Origin of the sequence: Actinomadura barringtoniae, assembly GCF_017573505.1 — a bacterium.
Lineage (GTDB): Bacteria > Actinomycetota > Actinomycetes > Streptosporangiales > Streptosporangiaceae > Spirillospora > Spirillospora barringtoniae.
In genome coordinates this window covers 249,538-268,798 of sequence record NZ_JAGEOJ010000005.1, presented here as the reverse complement: position 1 = coordinate 268,798, position 19,261 = coordinate 249,538, and the positions used below count along the sequence as shown (strand labels likewise).

Annotated in this window: 16 protein-coding genes; 7 read left to right on the top strand and 9 right to left on the bottom strand. The window is 69.8% G+C overall.

The features are described from left to right. Positions 1–30 precede the first annotated feature (30 nt). On the bottom strand, positions 31–795 hold the full coding sequence (locus J4573_RS14090) for an SDR family NAD(P)-dependent oxidoreductase (protein ID WP_208255875.1): 765 nt from the start codon (positions 793–795) through the stop codon (positions 31–33). Between the two features lie 103 nt (positions 796–898). Between J4573_RS14090 and J4573_RS14085 the strand changes: the two genes are divergently transcribed. From J4573_RS14085 to J4573_RS14070, 4 genes are all read left to right on the top strand, one after another. Continuing rightward, positions 899–1,753: an SDR family NAD(P)-dependent oxidoreductase gene (locus tag J4573_RS14085; protein WP_208255874.1), complete on the top strand. Its 855-nt coding sequence runs from the start codon at positions 899–901 to the stop codon at positions 1,751–1,753. 75 nt (positions 1,754–1,828) lie between these two features. Further along, a complete protein-coding gene (locus tag J4573_RS14080) occupies positions 1,829–2,446 on the top strand; it encodes a TetR/AcrR family transcriptional regulator (RefSeq protein ID WP_208255873.1) in 618 nt (205 codons plus the stop codon). A gap of 148 nt (positions 2,447–2,594) precedes the next feature. Continuing rightward, positions 2,595–3,233 carry a LysE family translocator gene (locus J4573_RS14075; RefSeq protein ID WP_208255872.1) on the top strand — a complete coding sequence of 213 codons (639 nt, stop codon included), beginning with the start codon at positions 2,595–2,597 and terminating at the stop codon, positions 3,231–3,233. A gap of 121 nt (positions 3,234–3,354) precedes the next feature. Further along, positions 3,355–4,608, top strand: coding sequence for a PucR family transcriptional regulator (locus tag J4573_RS14070; RefSeq protein WP_208255871.1), 1,254 nt, complete (start codon positions 3,355–3,357; stop codon positions 4,606–4,608). 7 nt (positions 4,609–4,615) lie between these two features. Here J4573_RS14070 and J4573_RS56065 read toward each other — a convergent pair whose 3' ends face one another. From J4573_RS56065 to zwf, 3 genes are all read right to left on the bottom strand, one after another. Continuing rightward, complete coding sequence (locus tag J4573_RS56065) at positions 4,616–7,234, bottom strand: D-alanyl-D-alanine carboxypeptidase family protein (RefSeq protein ID WP_307796622.1); 2,619 nt, start codon at positions 7,232–7,234, stop codon at positions 4,616–4,618. Between the two features lie 114 nt (positions 7,235–7,348). Then, positions 7,349–8,131, bottom strand: coding sequence for a bestrophin-like domain (locus tag J4573_RS14060; RefSeq protein WP_208255870.1), 783 nt, complete (start codon positions 8,129–8,131; stop codon positions 7,349–7,351). Further along, the gene (gene zwf, locus J4573_RS14055) at positions 8,128–9,627 is read right to left on the bottom strand and encodes a glucose-6-phosphate dehydrogenase (protein ID WP_243772960.1); all 1,500 of its coding nucleotides are present in this window, start codon (positions 9,625–9,627) and stop codon (positions 8,128–8,130) included. Before zwf ends, J4573_RS14060 begins: the two co-directional genes overlap by 4 nt. Before the next feature lie 168 nt (positions 9,628–9,795). Between zwf and J4573_RS14050 the strand changes: the two genes are divergently transcribed. Further along, the gene (locus tag J4573_RS14050; RefSeq protein WP_208255869.1) at positions 9,796–10,470 is read left to right on the top strand and encodes an RNA polymerase sigma factor; all 675 of its coding nucleotides are present in this window, start codon (positions 9,796–9,798) and stop codon (positions 10,468–10,470) included. 1 nt (position 10,471) lies between these two features. Further along, entirely contained in the window at positions 10,472–11,506 is a 1,035-nt protein-coding gene (locus J4573_RS14045) for an LCP family protein (RefSeq protein ID WP_208255868.1), read from the top strand. Positions 11,507–11,615: 109 nt separating this feature from the next. Here J4573_RS14045 and J4573_RS14040 read toward each other — a convergent pair whose 3' ends face one another. Continuing rightward, a complete protein-coding gene (locus J4573_RS14040; RefSeq protein ID WP_208255867.1) occupies positions 11,616–12,788 on the bottom strand; it encodes an aminotransferase class V-fold PLP-dependent enzyme in 1,173 nt (390 codons plus the stop codon). A gap of 217 nt (positions 12,789–13,005) precedes the next feature. On the opposite strand from J4573_RS14040, the gene J4573_RS14035 reads away from it, so the two are divergent. Then, positions 13,006–14,940, top strand: coding sequence for an ABC transporter ATP-binding protein (locus J4573_RS14035; protein ID WP_208255866.1), 1,935 nt, complete (start codon positions 13,006–13,008; stop codon positions 14,938–14,940). A 141-nt stretch (positions 14,941–15,081) separates the two neighbouring features. Here J4573_RS14035 and J4573_RS14030 read toward each other — a convergent pair whose 3' ends face one another. The 4 genes from J4573_RS14030 to J4573_RS14015 are packed head-to-tail and all read right to left on the bottom strand — an operon-like array spanning position 15,082 to position 19,002. Then, the gene (locus tag J4573_RS14030; protein ID WP_208255865.1) at positions 15,082–15,906 is read right to left on the bottom strand and encodes a L,D-transpeptidase family protein; all 825 of its coding nucleotides are present in this window, start codon (positions 15,904–15,906) and stop codon (positions 15,082–15,084) included. A gap of 13 nt (positions 15,907–15,919) precedes the next feature. Then, a complete protein-coding gene (locus tag J4573_RS14025) occupies positions 15,920–16,810 on the bottom strand; it encodes a carbohydrate ABC transporter permease (protein ID WP_208255864.1) in 891 nt (296 codons plus the stop codon). Continuing rightward, complete coding sequence (locus tag J4573_RS14020; RefSeq protein ID WP_307796621.1) at positions 16,807–17,751, bottom strand: carbohydrate ABC transporter permease; 945 nt, start codon at positions 17,749–17,751, stop codon at positions 16,807–16,809. Before J4573_RS14020 ends, J4573_RS14025 begins: the two co-directional genes overlap by 4 nt. Further along, the gene (locus J4573_RS14015; RefSeq protein WP_208255863.1) at positions 17,752–19,002 is read right to left on the bottom strand and encodes an extracellular solute-binding protein; all 1,251 of its coding nucleotides are present in this window, start codon (positions 19,000–19,002) and stop codon (positions 17,752–17,754) included. Between the last annotated feature and the right edge of the window lie 259 nt (positions 19,003–19,261).

Genomic DNA, 19,261 nt, shown 5'->3' with positions numbered 1-19,261 from the left:
CGCTCAACGGGGTCCCGCTCGGAGACGACATCAGTGATCCACCGCGGTCGTGCCGCCGTCCACGGTCAGGTGCGTCCCTGTGACGAACGAGGCTTCGTTGCTCATCAGGAAGCGGACCGCCTTGGCGACCTCAGTGGGATCCCCTAGTCGGCCAAGGACGGACTTGGTGGAGAAGCCTTTCAGCATCTCCTCAGGCGTTGTGCCGCGCAGCATGGGAGTGTCGATGTAGCCGGGGCACACCGCGTTCACCCGTACGCCGTCCCCGCCGAGCAGGTGGGCCAGCGAACGCGTGAGGCCCAGAAGTCCTGCTTTGGAAGAGCAATAGGCCGGGATGAACGCCTGGCCTAGGAACGCCTCGATGGAAGCGATGCCGACGATGGCAGAGCCCGGGTTCGCCTTGAGGTCGTCCAGGATCTCCTGGGAGAGCAGGGCCTGCGCCCGCAAATTGACGTCGAGAACGAAGTCCCAGCGTTCCTCCGTCAGATCCCCGACCGGATGCGGGCTCGGCGTTCCGGCGGCGTGCACGAGGCCGCCGATCGACCCGAGAGCCTCGCGGGTGGCGGCGACCGCGGCCGGGAACGCGGCGGTGTCGGTGACGTCGATCGTGACGGGGTGGGCGGGGACGCCGTGCGCCTCGGCGATCTCCTTGGCGACGGCCGCGGGATCGGTCAGATCCCAGAGGGCCACGGGCCGGCCGGCCTCCGCGAGGGCGCGGGCGCTGGCGGCCCCGATGCCCGAGGCGCCGCCGGTGACGATGACTCCGGTCGTGAGTCCGGTCGAGGGTTCGGGGGTCATCCACGCTCCCTGGTGTGAGACTGAAGTCTAGGCTAGCGTCTCACCCAAGCAAGCGGTAGGCCGAACTCTCTGCCATCCTGACCCCACGGGAGGTGGGCGACAAGTGGAGCAGCTCAAGGACCGGGTCGCGGTGGTCACCGGCGCGGGCAGCGGCATCGGGCGGGCCCTGGCGCAGCGGTTCGCGGCCGAGGGGATGCGGGTCGCGCTGGCCGACGTCGACGAGCCGGGGCTGGCGGCCACGCGCGACCTGATGGTCGACGGCGGAACGCCGGCGGACGCGGTGACGACCCGCGTCACCGACGTCGGCGACGAGGGGTCGGTCGACGCGCTCGCCGATCACGTCTTCGGCACGTTCGGCGCCGTGCACCTGCTGTGCAACAACGCGGGCGTCTTCACCGGCGGCCAGATGTGGACGCGCCCCGCCAAGGACTTCGAGTGGACCCTGCGCGTGAACCTGTGGGGCGTCCTGCACGGCATCCGCGCGTTCGTGCCCCGCATGATCGAGCAGGACACCGAGGGCCACGTCGTCAATACCTGCTCGGTCAACGGGCTGTTCGGCGCCCCGTTCTCCGGGCCCTACTCGGTCTCCAAGTTCGCGGCGTACGCGGCCACCGAGGCCCTCGCGTACGAGTTCTACATCAACCACCTCAAGCTGCGCGCCTCGGCGCTCTGCCCAGGTGGCGTCACCACTCGCATCCACGAGTCCGGCCGGAACCGGCCGCCCTCCCTCATGACGGAGGGAACGGCGGACCAGGAATTCATCGACGACGTCATCTCCCGCACCGTCACCCATGGCATTCCTCCTGAAAAGGTCGCCGAAGCGGTGATCGACGCGGTGCTCACAGAGCGTTTCCTGATCCTGACGCACGACTCGTACGCACCCGGTCTGCGCGAGCGTGCCGAAGCCCTCGCCGCCGGGCGGCTGCCCGAACTCCCTGATTTCGAGTCCGGCGGCTGAACGGACGTCATATGCGACCGGCGTGAAACAAATGTGCGAGAGAATAAGGGGGTCCACGACGAGGAGGCGGCAACTTTGAGCGGCGATGTGCGGATCACCGTCACGCGGACGCTGACCAAGGACCAGCAGGCCCGGCGCGAACGGCTCCTCGAGGCGGCGCGCGAGCTCGCGCTCGAAGGCGGCTACCCGGCCGTGACGATGCACGACGTCGCCGACCGCGCGGGCGTGGCCAGGGCCACGGTCTACCGCTACTTCGCCACCAAGGACCACCTGCTCACCGAGGTCGCCGCGACCTGGGCGCACCGCGTCACCAACGACATCGACGCGCTCGCCATCGGCGACACCCCGGTCCAGCGGCTGACCGCGCTGCTGGTGCGCATCGTCGAGGTCGCGGCCGAGGAGCTCACCCTCACCTCGGCCATCATCCAGGCGGTGACCTCGGACGACTCCAGCGTGGACGACGCCCGCACGGTGCTGTTCCTGTTCGTCCGCGACCGCCTGTCGGCCGCCATCGGCGACCCGGTGCCCGACCGCGACGACGTGGAGATCGTGCTCGGCCACATCCTGCTCGCCGCGCTGGTCAGCCTGACCGCGCTGCGCCGCCCGACCGAAGAGGTCGTCGCGATGGTCCGCACCTCCGGCCGCCTCGTCCTCGCTGGCGCCTTCACCGCCCAAGAGCCCGCCGCCCCCTGAGCGCCCGGGTGTCCGCCGCCCCCTGAGCGCCCAGGCGCCCGCCACCCCCTGACCGCCTGACGTCGCTGCTTCGCTGCGGGATTGGTCTTTGGAACGGGGCGGGGGTTGGCCCTGTTCGCGGTCCAGGGTGGCGCCTTAACGTCCTGGCATGACTAATCCGCTGTTGTTCCTGGTCGCGGCCGCGACGCTGATCGCGATACCCGGGCCGAACCACCTTTTCATCATCACGCGCAGCATCGCCGAGGGGCGCCGGGCCGGGATCGCGTCCGCGCTCGGCGTCGAGACCGGCACGATCGTTCATGTGGCGTTCGCGGCGGCCGGGTTGTCGGCGCTGATCGCGGCGTCGGCGACCGCGTTCTCGGCGGTGCGGTACGCGGGTGCGGCCTACCTGGTCTACATGGCGATCCGCGCGTTCCGCAGCCGCGGTGACCTGGGCGTCGACGACGACATCGAGGCCAAGCCCGCCTCGCTGGGCCGTGTTTACCTGGACGGCGTCCTGGTCAATGTGCTCAACCCCAAGGTGATCCTCTTCTTTCTCGCGTTCCTGCCGCAGTTCGTGGATCGTGAGGCGGGCGCCGTGCCGCTGCAGATCGTGGTGATGGGCCTGGTCACCGGCGCGATCGGGGTGGTCAGCGACATCGCGTACGCGCTCACCGCGGACCGCGTCGCGGGCTGGCTGCGGGCGCGGCCCGCGTTCCGGCGCCGCCAGTCGCAGGCGACCGGGATCATCTACCTCGGACTCGGCGCGGTCGCGGTCTTCGCGGGCGCCGGCCACCGCCGTGCGTGAACGCGCCGGTTGTCAGCCGCATGACAATCGGACGGGGTCATTGCTTCGCTTCCGGTGAAGTCTTCTGAGTCACGGGCCGGTTACCTTCAAGTCGCCTCGGTAAACGAAGCGGGGCCTGGAGGTGCGAGAAGTGACCCTGTCGATCGAGGAACGCTCCCCCTTGAAGCCCTGGGCCGGCGTCCCCGGCGAACTGTCCGATCTGTTCCGTCCGCATCTCGGCGAGCTCGCCCAGGAGATGATCGAGGAGATCCTCGCGGGGATCCCCGAGTACGACCGCCCGCAGGACGAGGAGTACGCGCGGCTCGTGCGGCTGGCCGTGGAGGGCGCGCTGCGGCAGTTCGTCGACCTGATCGTCGACCCGGACGCCTCGTGGGAGCCGGTGGCCGCCGTCTACCGGGAGATCGGCCACGCCGAGGCGCGCGAGGGGCGCAGCCTCGACGTCCTCCAGGGAACGCTCCGCCTCGGCGCCCGGGTGGCCTGGCGCCGCCTCGCCGCCGAGTCGGAGAAGATGAACGTCTCGCGGCGTACGCTCGCCAGCATCGCCGAAGCGATATTCGCCTTCCTCGACGAGATCGCGCGCGCCGCGACCGAGGGCTACACCAAGGCGCGCGAGCAGGAGGCCGGCGAGCTGGAGCACCGCCGCCGGCGGCTCCTGGACATGCTGGTCGCCGAGCCCGCCGCGTCCCAGCAGGCGATCGCCGACCTGGCCCGGCTCGCCCAGTGGCGCGTGCCAAGGACCGTTGCGGCCGTCGTGCTCTATGAACGGGGCCAGCAGCCGTTCTCCCACCCCTCGCTGCCGCCGGACGTCCTCGCCGACGTCAACCGGCGCGAGCCCTGCCTGATCGTTCCCGACCCGGATGGGCCCGGGCGCGGGAGAGTCCTGGACTCGGCGCTGCGCAACTGGGTGGCCGCGATGGGCCCGACCGTACGGACCGAGGACGCCGCCAAGTCGCTGCGCTGGGCGCGCGAGGCGCTCCCGCTGGCACGTCGCGGCATCCTGCCGTCCGACCGCCTGATCCGCTGCGCCGAGCACATGCCGACCCTCGTCGTCTTCAAGGACGAGGAGCTGGTGCGGGCCGTGGCCGAGCAGCGCCTCGCCCCGCTGCGGAACGTACGGCCACGCCACCGCGAGCGCCTGGCGCGCACACTGCTCGCCTGCCTGCAGAGCGGCTTCAACGCCACGGAGGTCGCGACCCGGCTGCACGTTCACCCGCAGACCGTGCGCTACCGCCTGCACCAGCTCGAGGAGCTCTTCGGCGACCGCCTCTACGACCCGGAGACGCGCCTCGAAATGGAGATGGTGCTCACCGTGTGGCTGACCGCCCCGGCAGAGGACCGTTCCGCCGAGGTCATCCCCATCAGCCGAGCCGGCTAGCCCAGCGTTACTGGAGGCGGATCAGCCTGGCGGTGAGCGCGGGCTTCTCTAGGGCGGTCTCCAGGACCAGCGGGACCTTGCCGGCGCCTGTGCTCACGGTGCCGACTCGTTCGCCCTGCGCGGCCTGGTGTGGGGCGTCGCCGATGACCTTGACCGGGACGGTGAGACCGGGCCATCCGATCACCGTCACGGGCGATTTCACGGTCACCGCCGTGGTCTTGCCCAGGCCGTCGTCGACCTCGCCGACCTTCTGTCCGGGTTTGGCGATGGTGACGGGTTGCAGGGCGGTTTCGGCGCCCGCGACCAGCCGCTTGGCCACGTCGATCGCGCCCACCGCGCTCGGCGAGTGCTGGCCCATCACGGCGCCCACGATCAGGGTGTTGACGCCGCCGACGGCCTTGCGGGCCGCGAAGATGTAGTTGCCGCCGGCCTTGTCGGTGTAGCCGGTCTTGCCGCCGACGACGCCGAGCTGGCCGAGCAGGATGTTGCCGCCGTGCCTGGTCTCGCCGGGACCGTCCGGGATGTACGCGGGCTTGTTCACGGTCTCGGCGAACGCGGGGATCTTCATGGCCGCGCGCAGCAGCTTCACCTGGTCGGCCGCCGTGCTGACGGTTCGCGCGTCGTAGCCGCTCGGGTCGGTGTAGACGGTGTTGCTCATGCCGAGGGACTTGGCCGTCGCGTTCATCTTCGCGACGAACGCCTGCTCGGTGCCCGCGTCCCACTTGGCCAGCTCGTGCGCCAGGTCGTTCGCGGAGATGATCATCAGGGCCTCGAGGGCCTTGCGCTCGGTGAGACGCTGGTTTGCGGTGATGCCCAGCAGAGACTCTCCTCGCCGCTGCCGCGCGGGGATCTGGGCGACGCCCTCGGGCGAGACGGTGAGCGTGGGGCCCGGCTGGCCGTTCTGCAACGGATGGCTGCGCAGGTAGACGTACGCGGTCATCGTCTTGGCCACGCTCGCCGTGGGCGTCGGCGTCGTCGGGCCCGACGAGCCCATGGTTCCCAGGCCGTCCACCCAGATGGCCGACTGCCCCTGCACGGGGAACGGCAGGGCGGGCTTGCTCCCGGCGAACGTGTGGGTCGATGCGACCGTCAGCCGCATGGTCGGGTCCGGTACGGGCCGCAGAAGCTGGCCCGCGACGGCCCCCGCCAGGAGGACGACGAGGACCGCGGCGCCGATCAGCCAGCCGCGCTTGCGCTTCTTCTTCGGCTCGACCTGAGCCGTCGGCTGCGGCAGTACGGGCGCCTGCTGCTGCTCCTGCTGGGCCGCGTGCTCGTACTGCTCATACTGCTCGTATTGCTGAGGCTGCTCGTACTGCTCATATTGCTGGGGTTGCTCGTACTGCTGATGCTGCTGCTCGTACTGAGGCTGCTCGTACTGAGGCTGCTCGTACTGCTGGGGCTGTTCGTACTGCTCGTATTGCTGAGGCGGCGGCTGCTGGGTCTGCTGATCGCCGGTCCAGGGCGTGCTCCACTGGCCCGAGCCGGTCGACGACGGCGGACGCTGCTCCTCGACCGTGTGCTGGACCTCGGGTGACCAGCCCGGAGGCAGGCCCAGGGACTGCGGCGCATGATCATCGACCGTCGAGCTCGACGCGGCCCGCCAGGCCGGATCCACGACCGTGTCCTCGACCGTGGGGTGCGCGCTCCGCGACGGCTGCTGCGGCTCAGGCCGCGGAGGCTGTGGCTGCTCCGGCGGTTGCGGCGGCTGCCCCCAGTCGGTGGTCGTGGCCGTGGGCAACTGCTCTTCGCGCGTGGCGTGCGGGCGGGCCTCGTGCTCCGGCGTCGGTTCCGGCTTCGGCGCTGGTTCGGGCTCCGGCTCAGGTTCCGGCTTGGGTTCCGGCTTCGGAACGGCCTGGGCCACCGGCTCGGGTGCGGGCTCGGGCTCCGGTTCTGGAGTGGGCTCGGGCTCGGGCGCGGGTTCGGTCTTCGCCTCGGGCTCGGGTTCTGGTTCCGGCTCGGGAGTGACCTCAGCTGCGGCTTCGGCCTCCGGCTCGGCTTCCGCCTCAGGCTCCGGTTCGGGCTGTGGCGCCGGCTCGGGCTTGGCTTCCGCCTTGGGTTCCGGCGCCGGCTCCGGCTTCGGCTCGGGCTCCTCAGCCTCGGCCTGGTCCTCGGAGTCGGTGGGCTTGTCTGCGGCGGGAGAGGCGGAGCGTGGGTCGGCGGGCGGCGGCCAGGCGGGCGCTGAGGGCCCAGCGGGCTTCACAGGCTCGGCGGCGGGCTTCGCAGCAGGTTCCGCGGGCGAAGCAGGCGCAGCGGGCGTTGCGGACGCCGCAGGCTTGGCGGCTGCGGGCTTTTCGGGCTCCGCGGCGCTCTCAGAGGCCGCAACCTCGTCGGCCCCGGCCCCGACCCCGGACTCAGCCCCGGCCCCGGCCCTGGCCCCGGCCCCGGACTCAGCCCCGGCTCTGGCCCCGGACTCAGCCCCGGCTCTGGCCCCGGACTCAGCCCCGGCCCCGGCCGCGGACTCAGTGTCGGCCTCGTCCTCAGAAGCTTCGGCAGCGCCGTTCAGCGCCTCGGACACGCTCTCCGTGGGCGGGAGCGCGAACTCCGCGGTGGGCGTGCGGGTCTGGCCTTCGGCCTCCACGGAGTCGTCCGTGGGGTCGGTCGTCTTGCCGGACTCCGGCTCGTTCACCGCGCGACCTCCTCGTGATGTCCTCGACACGCGCAGCGGCCTCGCCGGCAACCCCCGTGCACCTTTGAGGATGCGCAGTTTAGTCGGAAGGTTCACTTTGAGATGAATTAGTGATCAAGGCTTCCATTGGGCGTCGATGTCGTCGTAACCCTGGGCGGCCCACCGGAAGGCGGTGGGATCTACCTTGATCGCCCCCGAGAAGGGGCCGTTGAGCTGGTAGAGCAGGAAGATCACGAAGGCCACGGAGGCGGCCGCGACGAAGGCCAGGACGGCTCGGGTGGCCGGTCGCGGATTTCCCCTGACGACGGGCAGCAGGACGACCACGAGCGCACTGAGGACGACCGCGACCCACAGCAGGGCCGGGGCGCGCGAGTCGACCAGCGCCTCCCGTTCGCGGCGGCCGATGAACAGGTCGGAGACGCTCTGCAGCGCCGCGGAGTAGCGCACTGTCGGCCCGTCGGGCTTCGGTTCGATCTTCTCCAGGTCGAGGCGGATCCGGTCGGCGAGGTTCCAGCCCCGGTCGGTGAGCTCGCCGGAGGACGCCATGAACGGCCACTCCGCGTTGATCACCTGGGTGGTGTAGTCGCGCAGCAGCACCTGAAGCTCCAGACCCTCCTTACCGCCGACCGAATGCGCGTACCAATAGACCTCGGTCAGCGCGGTGGCCTCCCTGGACGAGGAACGCTGCCCGGCCGCCAGATCGAGCCAGGCGAACGTCACGACCGTCGCCACGGTCAGCGTGAACAGACCGAGCGCGATCACCGACACCATGCCGCCGTACCGCCCGAGGTCCCTGCGCAGGCTCAGCGGAACGAACCGGTCGGAGAGCAGGGCCAGCAGGACCGCGGCCGCGCCGGAGGCGAACAGGATCAGGCTGGCCGCGAGGACCGTGCTCATCGCTCGCGGACGCCCTCCAGGACGTGCCAGCCGTTCGAACCGGGCAGCGTCTCGGCGGGGGCGGGCCCGTCGGTGCCGACCGCGTACGGCTCGGGCGTCTCGGGCGGGTCCAGGATCGGCTCGACGATCCGCCAGGACTCCTCGACCAGGTCGAACCGCGTGAACAGTTCCGGGTTGCCGGAGATCGCGCCGCTCAGGATGTGCTCGTAGGGCATCTCGCCGGGGCCGAGCACGGTGGAGAAGTCCACCGACAGCGGCACCGGAACGGGCTTGTCCTCGTTGCCGGGCTGCTCGACCAGCAGGTCGAACGTCATGCCGGCCTTGGGCTCCATCCGGAACCGCAGCAGGTTGGGCGGCGCCTCGCCCTCGGCGGTCTTGAAGAGCGTGACCGGCGGGCGGCGCAGCTCGACGATCACCTCGGTGGACGAGACCGACATGCACTTGCCGGAACGGATGTAGAACGGCACGCCCGCCCAGCGCCAGTTGTCGATGAGCAGCTTCAGGGCGATGAACGTCTCGGTGGTGGAGCCCGGCTTCACGCCCTCGACGCCGAGGTATCCCTCGTACTGCCCGCGCACCACGTCCGCCGGGTCGATGGCGCGGACGGCGCTGAGCGCGCGCTGCTTCTCGTTCAGCCAGGCCTGCGCGTCGGGCGAGGAGGGCGGCTCCATGATCAGGTACGCGAGCACCTGGAGCAGGTGGTTCTGGACGACGTCGCGCAGCGCGCCGACCGAGTCGTAGAACGAGCCGCGGTCGGCGACGTCGAAGTCCTCCGACAGGCTGATCTGCACGTTGTCGATGTAGGAACGGTTCCAGAGCGGCTCGAGGAGCGTGTTGGCGAAGCGGGCGATCATCAGGCCGTCGACCGGCTCGCTGCCGAGGAAGTGGTCCACCCGCAGCAGGTGGTCCTCGTCGAAGTATTTCTGCAGCTCGGCGTTGAGCGCGCGGGCCGAGGCCAGGTTGTGCCCGAACGGCTTCTCCACGACCAGCCGCGCGTTCTCGTTCAGCCCGACGCCCGCCAGCCCCTCGGCCACGGTCGCGAACAGCGACGGCGGGATCGCCAGGTAGTGCGACAGGAACCCGTGGTCGCGGACCCGGTCGCGCAGGCGGGAGAACGTGGCGCCGTCGGTGTAGTCGCCGGTCTCGATGCTGAGCTTGTCCGCCAGCCGCCCGAAGACCTCGTCGTCCACCTCGTAGACATCGGCGATCGCCTCGCGCGCGTGGGAACGCAGCGCCTCGTCGTCCCAGTCCGACTTGGCCACACCGATCACGGGCACGTTCAGCTCTCCGCGCGCGGTCAGCCGGTAGAGGGCGGGCAGCAGCATCTTCTTGGCCAGGTCGCCGGTGATGCCGAAGAGAACGAGCGCGTCCGCCTTCGGCCCGCCGCCCTTCCCCTTGCCATCACCCGAACCCGCGCCCGCACTCGCGCTCATGCCTGCGCCCTCGCCCGCACCTGCGCTCATGCCCGTGCCGTTGCCCATGGCGTTGCCGTTCATGCCTGGGGTCCTTCCCGGGGCACTCGGTCCCGATCATCGCCGCGCCCGATAATTTGCCAAGTCGGGAGGGTCTGGCGGTGACCGTGAACCCATTGGGGGACTTGTGGTGATACATCGCTGACAAGTCCGCCCAACGAGAAGGCCGGTCTTCATGCCATGGTGTCCCCGATGACCGCATACCCCGCCGGTCCCCAGGCCGGCGCCCCGGGTGCCCCTGCCGGCACCCCAGGCGCCGCCATAGGAGCCCCGGGTGCCCCCGCCGGTCGCGAAAGACCGAACGTGCAGGTCGGCGACGCCGACCTCATCCGGCGTTCGCGGACCGATCCGGAGGTGTTCGCGGCGCTCTTCGACCGCTACTCGGGGATGCTTTACCGGTACGTCTCGCGGCGGCTCGGCCCCGAGGCGGCCGAGGACATGGTCGGCGAGACGTTCCTGGTCGCCTTCAGCCGCCGGGACCGCTACGACCTGGCTCACCACGACGCCAGGCCCTGGCTGTTCGGCATCATCACCAAGTTGATCTCCCGGCATCACCGGGCCGAGGCCGCGCGCTACCGGGCGCTGCGCCGCAGCCCCGTGGACGGCCCGGTCGAGGGCCCCGCCGACATGGTCGCGGCCGGGGTGACCGCGACGGCCGCCCGCCCGGCGCTGGCCGAGGCGCTGGCGGGCCTGCCGCGACGCGACCTGGACGTCCTGCTGCTGGTCGCCTGGGGCGATCTGGCGTACGAGGAGGTGGCGCGGGCGCTCGACATCCCCGTCGGCACCGTCCGTTCACGCCTCAACAGGGCCCGCCGCAAGGTCCGCGCCGCGCTCGGCGACACCAACCCGATGCACGAGGAGGAGTGACATGGACGACCTGAACCTGCTCCGCGACCTCGGGCAGAGCCTGGAGCACGAGCCGCCCGCGTCGCTCGTACGGCAGCGCCACCTCCTGACCGACGCCGCGAACGGAGCCGGAAGGCGCGCCCGGCGGCGCCCCCGACGCTGGATCCTGATCGCGACGGCCGCCGCCGTCACCGCCGCGCTCATCCTCGTTCCGACCGTGCTGCTGCAGGCCGGCGGGTCGAGCAAGGGCGGCGGGCCGCTGAACGCGGGTCCCGGGCCGATGAAGCCGGGCAAGCCGATCAACATCCTGGTCCTGGGCTCGGATGCCCGCAGGGGCGACTCCGAGGCCCGTTCGGACAGCATCGTCCTGCTGCACCTGTCCGGCGACCGCAAGCGGGTGAACGTCGTCAGCATCCCGCGAGACGTGATGACCGACGTCCCGTCCTGCAAGACCCCGTCGGGGAAGGCGGCTCCGGGCCGGCGGGACATCATCAACAGCGCGTTCGCCACGGGCGGCCTGTCCTGCGCGGCCGAGAGCGTCGAGTCCATGACCGATGTCCGCCTGGACCACGCGTTGTCGATCGACTTCGGCGGATTCACGAAGATGGTGAACGCGCTCGGTGGGATCGAACTGGTCGTCCCGCAGGCGGTGGACGTGCCGGGACTCAAGCTGACGGTGGGCCGTCACAGCCTCAACGGCACCGCCGCGCTCGCCTACGCCCGCGCGCGGCACGGGATCGGGGACGGCTCGGACCTGGACCGGGTCCGGCGCCAGCAGAACCTGATCTCGGGGATGGTCAGAAAGGCCAACGACCTGAAACTGAGGAACCCGGTGCGCCTGGCCGCCTTCATCAAGGCGACCTCCGAGGCCGTGCGGACCTGGAAGGGGCTGGACCTCAAGGCGATGCAGACCATCGCCAAGAGCCTCGAACACACCGGGCCTGACCAGGTCGGCTACTCGGTCGTGCCGGTGAAGCCCGACTCCACCGACCCGAACCGGCTGGCGCTGGCCCCGTCGGCCGCCTCTCTCTTCGCCCGGATCCGGAACGACAAGTAGACAAAGACACGTAGGCAAAGACACGTAGGCAAAGACAAGTAGGCAAAGACAAGTAGGCAAAGACAAGTAGACAAAGCGAGAGTCGACAAAGCGACCAGAGGACGAGACGTCAGGGGGAGGGGAGCGCGGCCACGAGGCGCTCCACCTCCTCCTCGGTGTTGTAGTAGTGCGGCGAGGCCCGGACGGCCGACGGCACGGCGTGGGCGTCGAAGCGCTGGTGGGAGCCGTCGGTCGTGCTCACGTTGACGCCGTGTTCGCGCAGCGCCGCCTTGACCGCGGCCGACTCGTGGCCGGCCAGGGTGAACGTGACGAGACCGGACCTGTGCGCGCCCCGGTCCAGGAGCGTGACGCCGGGCTTGGCGGCCAGCGCCTCCCGCAGCCGGGCGGCCAGGCCGCCGACGCGGTCGTGGACGGCGTCGAGCCCGAGCCGGACGGCGTAGTCGGCGGCGACGCCGAGGCCGATCTGCCCGGCGACGTAGCGTTCCCAGGTCTCGAACCGGCGGGCGTCGTCGCGCAGCTCGTACGACTCGCGGCCGGTCCACTCGGCCGACAGCAGGTCCAGGAACGGCGGCTTCAGGCCGGGCAGCACATCGCGCCGCACGTAGAGGAAGCCTGTGCCGCGCGGCCCGCGCAGGAACTTGCGGCCGGTCGCCGACAGCATGTCGCAGCCGATCTCGTTCACGTCCACGGGAAGCTGACCGACCGACTGGCAGGCGTCCAGCAGGTAGAGCGCGCCCGCCGCGCGGGCCAGCCGCCCGACCTCGGCGGCGGGGTTGACCAGGCCGTTGTGGGTCGGGATGTGGTTGATCGCGACCAGCCGTACGCCGCCCTTGGCGAGCTCGGCCTCCAGCGCCTCCAGGGAGATCGTCCCGTGCTCGTCGTCCGGGACGACCTCGACGCTGACGCCTCGCGCGGCGGCGATCTGGATGTAGGCGATGGCGTTGCTGGCGTACTCGCTGGTGGTGGTCAGGATGCGGTCGCCCGTACGGAAGGGGATCGCGTAGAAGGCCATGTCCCAGGCGCGGGTGGCGTTCTCGATGTAGGCGATCTCGTCGCGGCCCGCCCCGATGAGGCCCGCGATCGCGTCGTAGAACCGTTCGACGGCGTCCGCGGACACCTCGGCGGCCTCGTAGCCGCCGATGGTCGACTCCAGCCGGAACTGGTCGTTCACCGCGTCGATCACGGCCTGCGGCGGCAGCGCGGACCCGGCGTTGTTGAAGTGGGCGACGCCGCTGCGGCAGCCCGGCGTCTCGGCCCGCACTCTGTCGAGATCGATTCCCAAGGTGTCCGCTACCTCCCTGCACGTCCCGATGAGTTTTCGTGGTCATTCAAGTCCATATCCTCGCGCGAGGCGAAAACTGTCAGACCCGTGGGGGAAGGTGAGCGGGCCGAGGCGACTTGACCTCAAGCATTGTTGAGGTATCAGGATCGACTCCAGCGGCCGTTCTCCCCCGGCACGGCCCGGATGATGATCACTAACGATCGGCGGAGCGACGCATATGGACATGGAAGTGACCGCGTGGATGTCCTTGCACCACGCGATGAACGCGCAGGACGACAAGCGTCCGTTCTCGCGCGCCACGCTGGGCCGCATCGCGCGCTTCGCGCGGCCGCACCGGGTGATGGTGGTGTGGTTCCTGCTGCTCAGCGTGGTGACCGCCGTGCTCGCCGTGGCCACCCCGGTGCTGGCCGGGCGGGTCGTCGACGCGATCGTCAAGGGCCAGGACACCCGCGTGGTGGTGTGGCTGGCCATCGTGATCGCGGTGCTGGCGCTGGCGGAGGGCGGCCTCGGCCTGCTCAGCCGCTGGCTGTCGGCGAGCATCGGTGAGGGCCTGATCCTCGACCTGCGCACGGCCGTCTTCGACCACGTGCAGAAGATGCCGGTCGCGTTCTTCACCCGTACCCGCACCGGCGCGCTGGTCAGCCGCCTCAACAACGACGTGATCGGGGCCCAGCGGGCGTTCAGCGACACCCTGTCCGGCGTGGTCGGCAACCTGGTGACGCTGCTGCTGACCCTGGTCGTGATGCTCGGCATCTCCTGGCAGATCACCCTGCTGGCGCTGCTCCTGCTGCCGATCTTCGTGCTGCCGGCCCGCCGGATGGGCAGCCGCCTGGCCAGGCTGCAGCGCGAGGCCGCCGCGCACGACGCGGCGATGGGCACGCAGATGACCGAGCGCTTCTCGGCGCCGGGCGCGACGCTGGTCAAGCTGTTCGGCCGCCCGGCCCGCGAGTCGCAGGAGTTCGCGCTCCGCGCCCGCCGCGTCCGCGACATCGGCGTGCGGACCGCGATGGTGCAGTACGTCTTCATCACCGCGCTGACCGTCGTGTCCGCGCTCGCCCTCGCGCTGGTCTACGGCCTGGGCGGCTGGTCCTCGCTGCGCGGCCACCTGGAGGCGGGCGCCGTGGTCTCCCTGGCCCTGCTGCTCACCCGCCTGTACGCCCCGCTGACCGCCCTGGCCAGCGCCCGCGTCGAGGTGATGAGCGCGCTGGTCAGCTTCGAGCGCGTCTTCGAGGTGCTCGACCTGAAGCCGCTGGTCGCCGAGAAGCCCGAGACCAAGCCCGTTCCCGAGGGGCCGGTCGGCGTCGAGTTCGACGAGGTGACCTTCAGCTACCCGTCCGCCGACAAGGTCTCCCTCGCCTCCCTGGAGGAGGTCGCGACGCTCGACACCCGCGGCGGCGTCGAGGTGCTGCACGACGTCTCGTTCCGCGCCGAGCCCGGCCAGATGATCGCGCTGGTCGGCTCGTCGGGCGCCGGCAAGTCCACGATCGCGCAACTGCTGCCGCGCCTGTACGACACCGACGAGGGCGCGGTCCGGCTGGGCGGGGTGGACGTCCGGGACCTCAGCTTCGAGGAGATCCGCGACACGCTCGGCATGGTCACCCAGGACGGTCACCTTTTCCACGAGTCGATCCGTTCCAACCTCGTCCTGGCCCGTCCCGAGGCCGGCGAGGACGACCTGTGGGACGTGCTGCGCCGGGCACGTCTCGACGACCTCATCAGGAGCCTGCCCGACGGCCTCGACACCATCGTCGGCGAGCGCGGCTACCGCCTGTCCGGCGGCGAGCGCCAGCGCCTCACGATCGCCCGGCTCCTGCTCGCCCGCCCGCGCGTGGTGATCCTGGACGAGGCCACCGCGCACCTGGACTCCACCTCCGAGGCCGCCGTCCAGGAGGCGCTGAGCGAGGCGCTGGACGGCCGTACCGCCATCGTGATCGCCCACCGCCTGTCCACCGTCCGGGCCGCCGACCAGATCCTGGTCATCGAGTCCGGCCGCGTGGTCGAACGTGGCACCCACGAGGAGCTGCTGGCCGCCGACGGCCGCTACACCGAGCTCTACCGCACCCAGTTCGATCAGCAGGACGACGGCCCCGGCACGACTGATGACGACGAGCCGCCGGCCACCGACACCCCGATCCTCGAACCGGTCGCCTGACCCGCCCCCATTCAGCCGCCCGCGGGGCGGGCCAGGGCCGGAACGTGGAAGCCGCCCCAGTCCGAAGTGGACTGGGGCGGCTCTATGTCTTCGCCGGAGCCGGAGCCGGAGCCGGAACCGGAACCGGAACCGGAGTGCGGCTTAGCGGAAGACGGCCTGGCTGGTGCCCATGACGATGCGGTCGTACGGACGGAACGACCTCATCGCGGTCTCCAGGGCGGGGCGGGGGAGCGAGATGCAGCCCGCGGTCGGCCTGTTCATGCTGATGTGCAGGAAGATGGCCGAGCCGTTGCCCTGGACGATGCGCGAGTCCGGCGGGCGGTTGTAGTTGATGACGACCGCCTCCTTGTAGGGACCCGAGGCCATCGTCGCCGACAGGTCCTCGTCGGCGGATCCGCACTTGCCCGCGTAGTAGCGGTTGTAGAGCGGACTGCCGATCGTGGATCCCCAGCAGTCGCCGGTCTTGCGCAGGGTCCGGTAGGGCAGCTTGGTGCCGGGATTGCGCTCGCCGAACGCCTCGGTCAGGGTGTACGCCCCGGTCGGGGCCGTACCGTCGCCCTCGCGCTTGGCGCCCGGCTTGGCGAAGCCGTTCCGGGCCGTCCAGCCCTTGCTCACCAGGACCCGCTGCCAGCTGCGGCCCTTCTTGGCGCACTCGGTGATGGACACCTGCGTCGCGCCGTACCGATCGGCGACCGCGAACAGCACATGCTTGGCGGCGCCCACCCGATAACGCGTACGCCCCTGCGCAAGAGCACGACACGGCGCGCTCGCCGCACTGGCCACCGCGGCACTCACCGCCGCTGCGCCCGCGCTGCTCGTCGCCGCGCTCGCCGTCGCCGCGCCGTTCACGCTGTTCGTCGCCGCGTCGTCGGCCGCTGCGCTGGTCGTCGATGCCGTCGCGGACGGCAGCTGCAGGGCCGTGGCGGCGGTGACGACTCCCGCGCACACGATCAGACCTCGAAACACCCGACCACCTCTCCTACTTGACCGAGCCGGCCGTGAGGCCGCCGATCAGGTAGCGCTCGATGAAGATGAACAGGATCACCACGGGCACGATAGCGATCAACGAGGCGGCGAACAGGTACTGCCAGTGTTCTTGGTACTGCGTGACAAAGGACGGGATCACGACCGTCAGCGGCTTGCGGTTGTTGGACGAGGTCACCGTGAGCGCCACGATGAACTCGTTCCACGCCGAGATGAAGGTGTAGACGAGCGCCGTCACCACGCCCGGCATGGAGATGGGCAGGGTCACGCGGGTCAGCGCCTTCACCCGCCCGGCGCCGTCCAGGAACGCGGCCTCCTCCAGTTCCTTCGGGATGCTGGAGAAGTAGCCGTGCAGGATCCACACGCAGAACGGCAGGTTGAACGCCGCGTTCACCAGGATCAGCGCCAGCAGGGTGTCGGTCAGGTTGAGCGCGACCATCTCCCGGTAGATGCCGATGACCAGCGCGGTCGGCGCGAACATCTGCGTCACCAGCACCAGCAGCAGGAACGCGTTGCGTCCCGCGAACCGGTTGCGCGCGGTGTAATACGCCGCGGGCAGTGCGCAGACCAGCGTGACGAGCGTCGCGGCCCCGGCGACCATCAGCGAGACCTGCATGTTCGTCCAGATCGGCTGGGCCTTGAAGACGTCGACGAAGTTCGACCACTGCCAGTGGGACGGGAGGTAGGCGCCGGGGGACTTCGTCAGCTCCTTCTCCGGCTTCAGCGCGGTCAGCAGCATCTGCAGGTAGGGCAGCAGGAACAGCAGTGCCACCAGCCAGCCGACGCCGGTGAGGATGACCGTGCGCGGCCGGACGTTCCGCCGCCCGGTACGTCCGCCGTGATGCGCGGCGTCGCGGGACGCGGTGCGTCGCGTGGTCGCGGTCATCGGACCTCCTCCCGCCAGCGCGTGACGCGCAGGTAGAGCAGCACCAGCACCAGGACCAGCGCGAAGTTGACCACGGCCATCGCCGCGGACTCGCCGACGTGCTGGTCATAGAAGGCGATCTTGTACATGTACGTGGTGGTGGTGTCGGTGGCGTGACCCGGGCCGCCCCCGGTCATCGCCCAGATGATCGGGAACGAGTTGAACACGTTGATCACGTTGATGATCGCGGCGATCAGGATGGCCGGGCGCAGCAGTGGCAGCGTGATCTGGAAATAGGTCCGGAACGGACCGGCCCCGTCCACCCGCGCCGCCTCGTACACGTCGCCGGGGATGGTCTGCAGGCCGGCCAGGATGACGAACGAGGTGAACGGCAGCGACACGAACACCGCCACCCACATCATCCAGATCATCGCCTGGTGCGGATGGGCCAGCCAGTTCACCGGAGTGTCGATGACGTTCAGGTCCAGCAGCACGCGGTTGATCAGGCCGGAGTAGTTGTCCAGCATCCACTTCCAGATCAGCGCGGTCATCAGCACCGAGGCGGCCCACGGCACGATCACCGCCCAGCGCACTATGCGACGACCGGCGAACCTGGCGTTCAGCAGCTGACCGAGCGCCAGCGACAGCACCATCGTCACGACGACGACGGCCGTCACCCACAGCAGGGTGCGGAACACGACGGGGAGGAAGTCCTCCTCGTCGAACAGGTCGCTGAAGTTGCGCCCACCGGCCGAGCCGAGCGTGACGCCGGACGAGCTGATCTTGAGGGTGGAGGTACGGACCATCTCGACGACCGGCCACAGCACGACGACCGCGATGAGCACGATCGAGGGCCCCAGCCACAACAGTGGAGCCAGGGCCCGGCCGATCCGAGATCCGGAACGGTGACGCGGGGCCGGGGCGGTCGCCGCCCCGGCACCACGGGACTTCACGTCGTGCACTCAGCCGCTCTTTTCGGCGGTCTTCTGGATGTCGTCCAGGACCTTCTTCGGGTCCTTGTTCGCCACCGCCGAGCCGAGGTCCTGCTTGACCGCACCGGCGACCGCGCTCCAGGCGGGGTTGGTGGTCGGTGCGAACTTCGACGTCGGCAGCGCGTCGACGAACTGCTTGAAGTACGGGTCGGCGCTCAGCGCGTCACCGGCGGACTTGGTGACGGGCAGGAAGCCCTCCAGCTTGAGGAACTTGGAGGTGTTGTCCTGCTGGTAGAAGTAGTTGAGGAACTTGCCGATGGCGTCCTTGTTCTTGCCGTCGCTCTTCTTGAACGCGGCCAGAACGTCCATGACGCCAAGCGTGCTGGAAGGGCCGCCGCTCTTGGTCGGCAGCGAGGTGACGCCGAACTGCAGGTTCGGGTTGACCTTGGTGATGAAGCCCTCGCGGGTGAACGGGCCGCCGATCGCCATGCCGACGCCGCCCTGCGCGAACTGGTTGAACACCGTCTTGCGGTCGGTGGTCTCCGGGTTCGGCTGGGTGAGGCCGGACTTGTTGAGGTCCTTGAGGAAGTTCATCGTGTCGACGTTGGCCTGCTGGTTGATCGCCCACTTGCCGGACGCGTCGACCCAGCCGCCGCCGTTGTTCATCGCCCAGGAGTAGAACTCGGCCTGCGACTCCTCGGGACCGAGCGGCAGACCGTAACCGATCTTCTTGGTCTTGGACTTGATCTTCTGCGCGTCGGTCTTGATGTCGGCCCAGGTCTTGGGCGGCTCGGAGATGCCGGCCTGCTTGATCAGGTCCTTGTTGTAGAACAGCAGCCGCGCGCTGGAGATGAACGGCAGGCCGTACTGCTCGCCCTGGTACTTGGCCTGCTCGACGAAGGTCGGGGTGAAGTCGCTCAGCGTCTGCGGCGAGACGACCTCGGAGGCCTTGTAGATGAGCCCGTCCCGCGCGAAGTCGGAGAAGGAGTTGTAGTTGAGGATGTCGGGGACCTGCTTGGTCTGGACGTAGGTCTTGACCTTGGCGTCCATCTGCGTCCAGTCGACCATTTCCAGGTTGACCTTGTACCCCGAGTTCTTCGCCTCGAAGTCCTTGATCAGCTGGTCCCAGTAGCCCTTGGTGTTGTCGTCGTAGATGGCCGCGACGAACTTGATCGTCTTGCCGTCCGAGCCGCTGTCGCCCGACGAGCCCTTGCTGCATCCGCTCACACCGAGGGCCAACGTCAGGCCCGCGGCGATGGCGCCTGTGAGGTGCCGTTTCATCTGTCCCCGCCTTCTCCGGCTTCGATCACGAGGCGCACCCCTGCGCCCGTGCGTTCGCTGTGCCGCCAACCCCCCGGCAGACCGTGTTTGCGGCCTTTGGCGTGGTGTCCCTGTGCGGCCGAAGCCGCTGCCGCCCCCTTTCGCGCATGAAAAATTGTGCGCGGTGTGCGTGCCCTGTGAGCAGAATCGCGCGTGGCCATGAAGATAAAAGCTGGTCCGTACCAGTTCAAGGGGTGCATTACGCAAGAGTCTTAACCGT

Bases quoted from the DNA above. Each gene is read 5' to 3' on its own strand.
- J4573_RS14090 (WP_208255875.1), bottom strand. From the start codon at position 795: ATGACCCCCGAACCCTCGACCGGACTCACGACCGGAGTCATCGTCACC.
- J4573_RS14075 (WP_208255872.1), top strand. From the start codon at position 2,595: ATGACTAATCCGCTGTTGTTCCTGGTCGCGGCCGCGACGCTGATCGCG.
- J4573_RS14060 (WP_208255870.1), bottom strand. From the start codon at position 8,131: ATGAGCACGGTCCTCGCGGCCAGCCTGATCCTGTTCGCCTCCGGCGCG.
- zwf (WP_243772960.1), bottom strand. From the start codon at position 9,627: ATGAACGGCAACGCCATGGGCAACGGCACGGGCATGAGCGCAGGTGCG.
- J4573_RS14050 (WP_208255869.1), top strand. From the start codon at position 9,796: ATGACCGCATACCCCGCCGGTCCCCAGGCCGGCGCCCCGGGTGCCCCT.
- J4573_RS14045 (WP_208255868.1), top strand. From the start codon at position 10,472: ATGGACGACCTGAACCTGCTCCGCGACCTCGGGCAGAGCCTGGAGCAC.
- J4573_RS14035 (WP_208255866.1), top strand. From the start codon at position 13,006: ATGGACATGGAAGTGACCGCGTGGATGTCCTTGCACCACGCGATGAAC.
- J4573_RS14025 (WP_208255864.1), bottom strand. From the start codon at position 16,810: ATGACCGCGACCACGCGACGCACCGCGTCCCGCGACGCCGCGCATCAC.
- J4573_RS14015 (WP_208255863.1), bottom strand. From the start codon at position 19,002: ATGAAACGGCACCTCACAGGCGCCATCGCCGCGGGCCTGACGTTGGCC.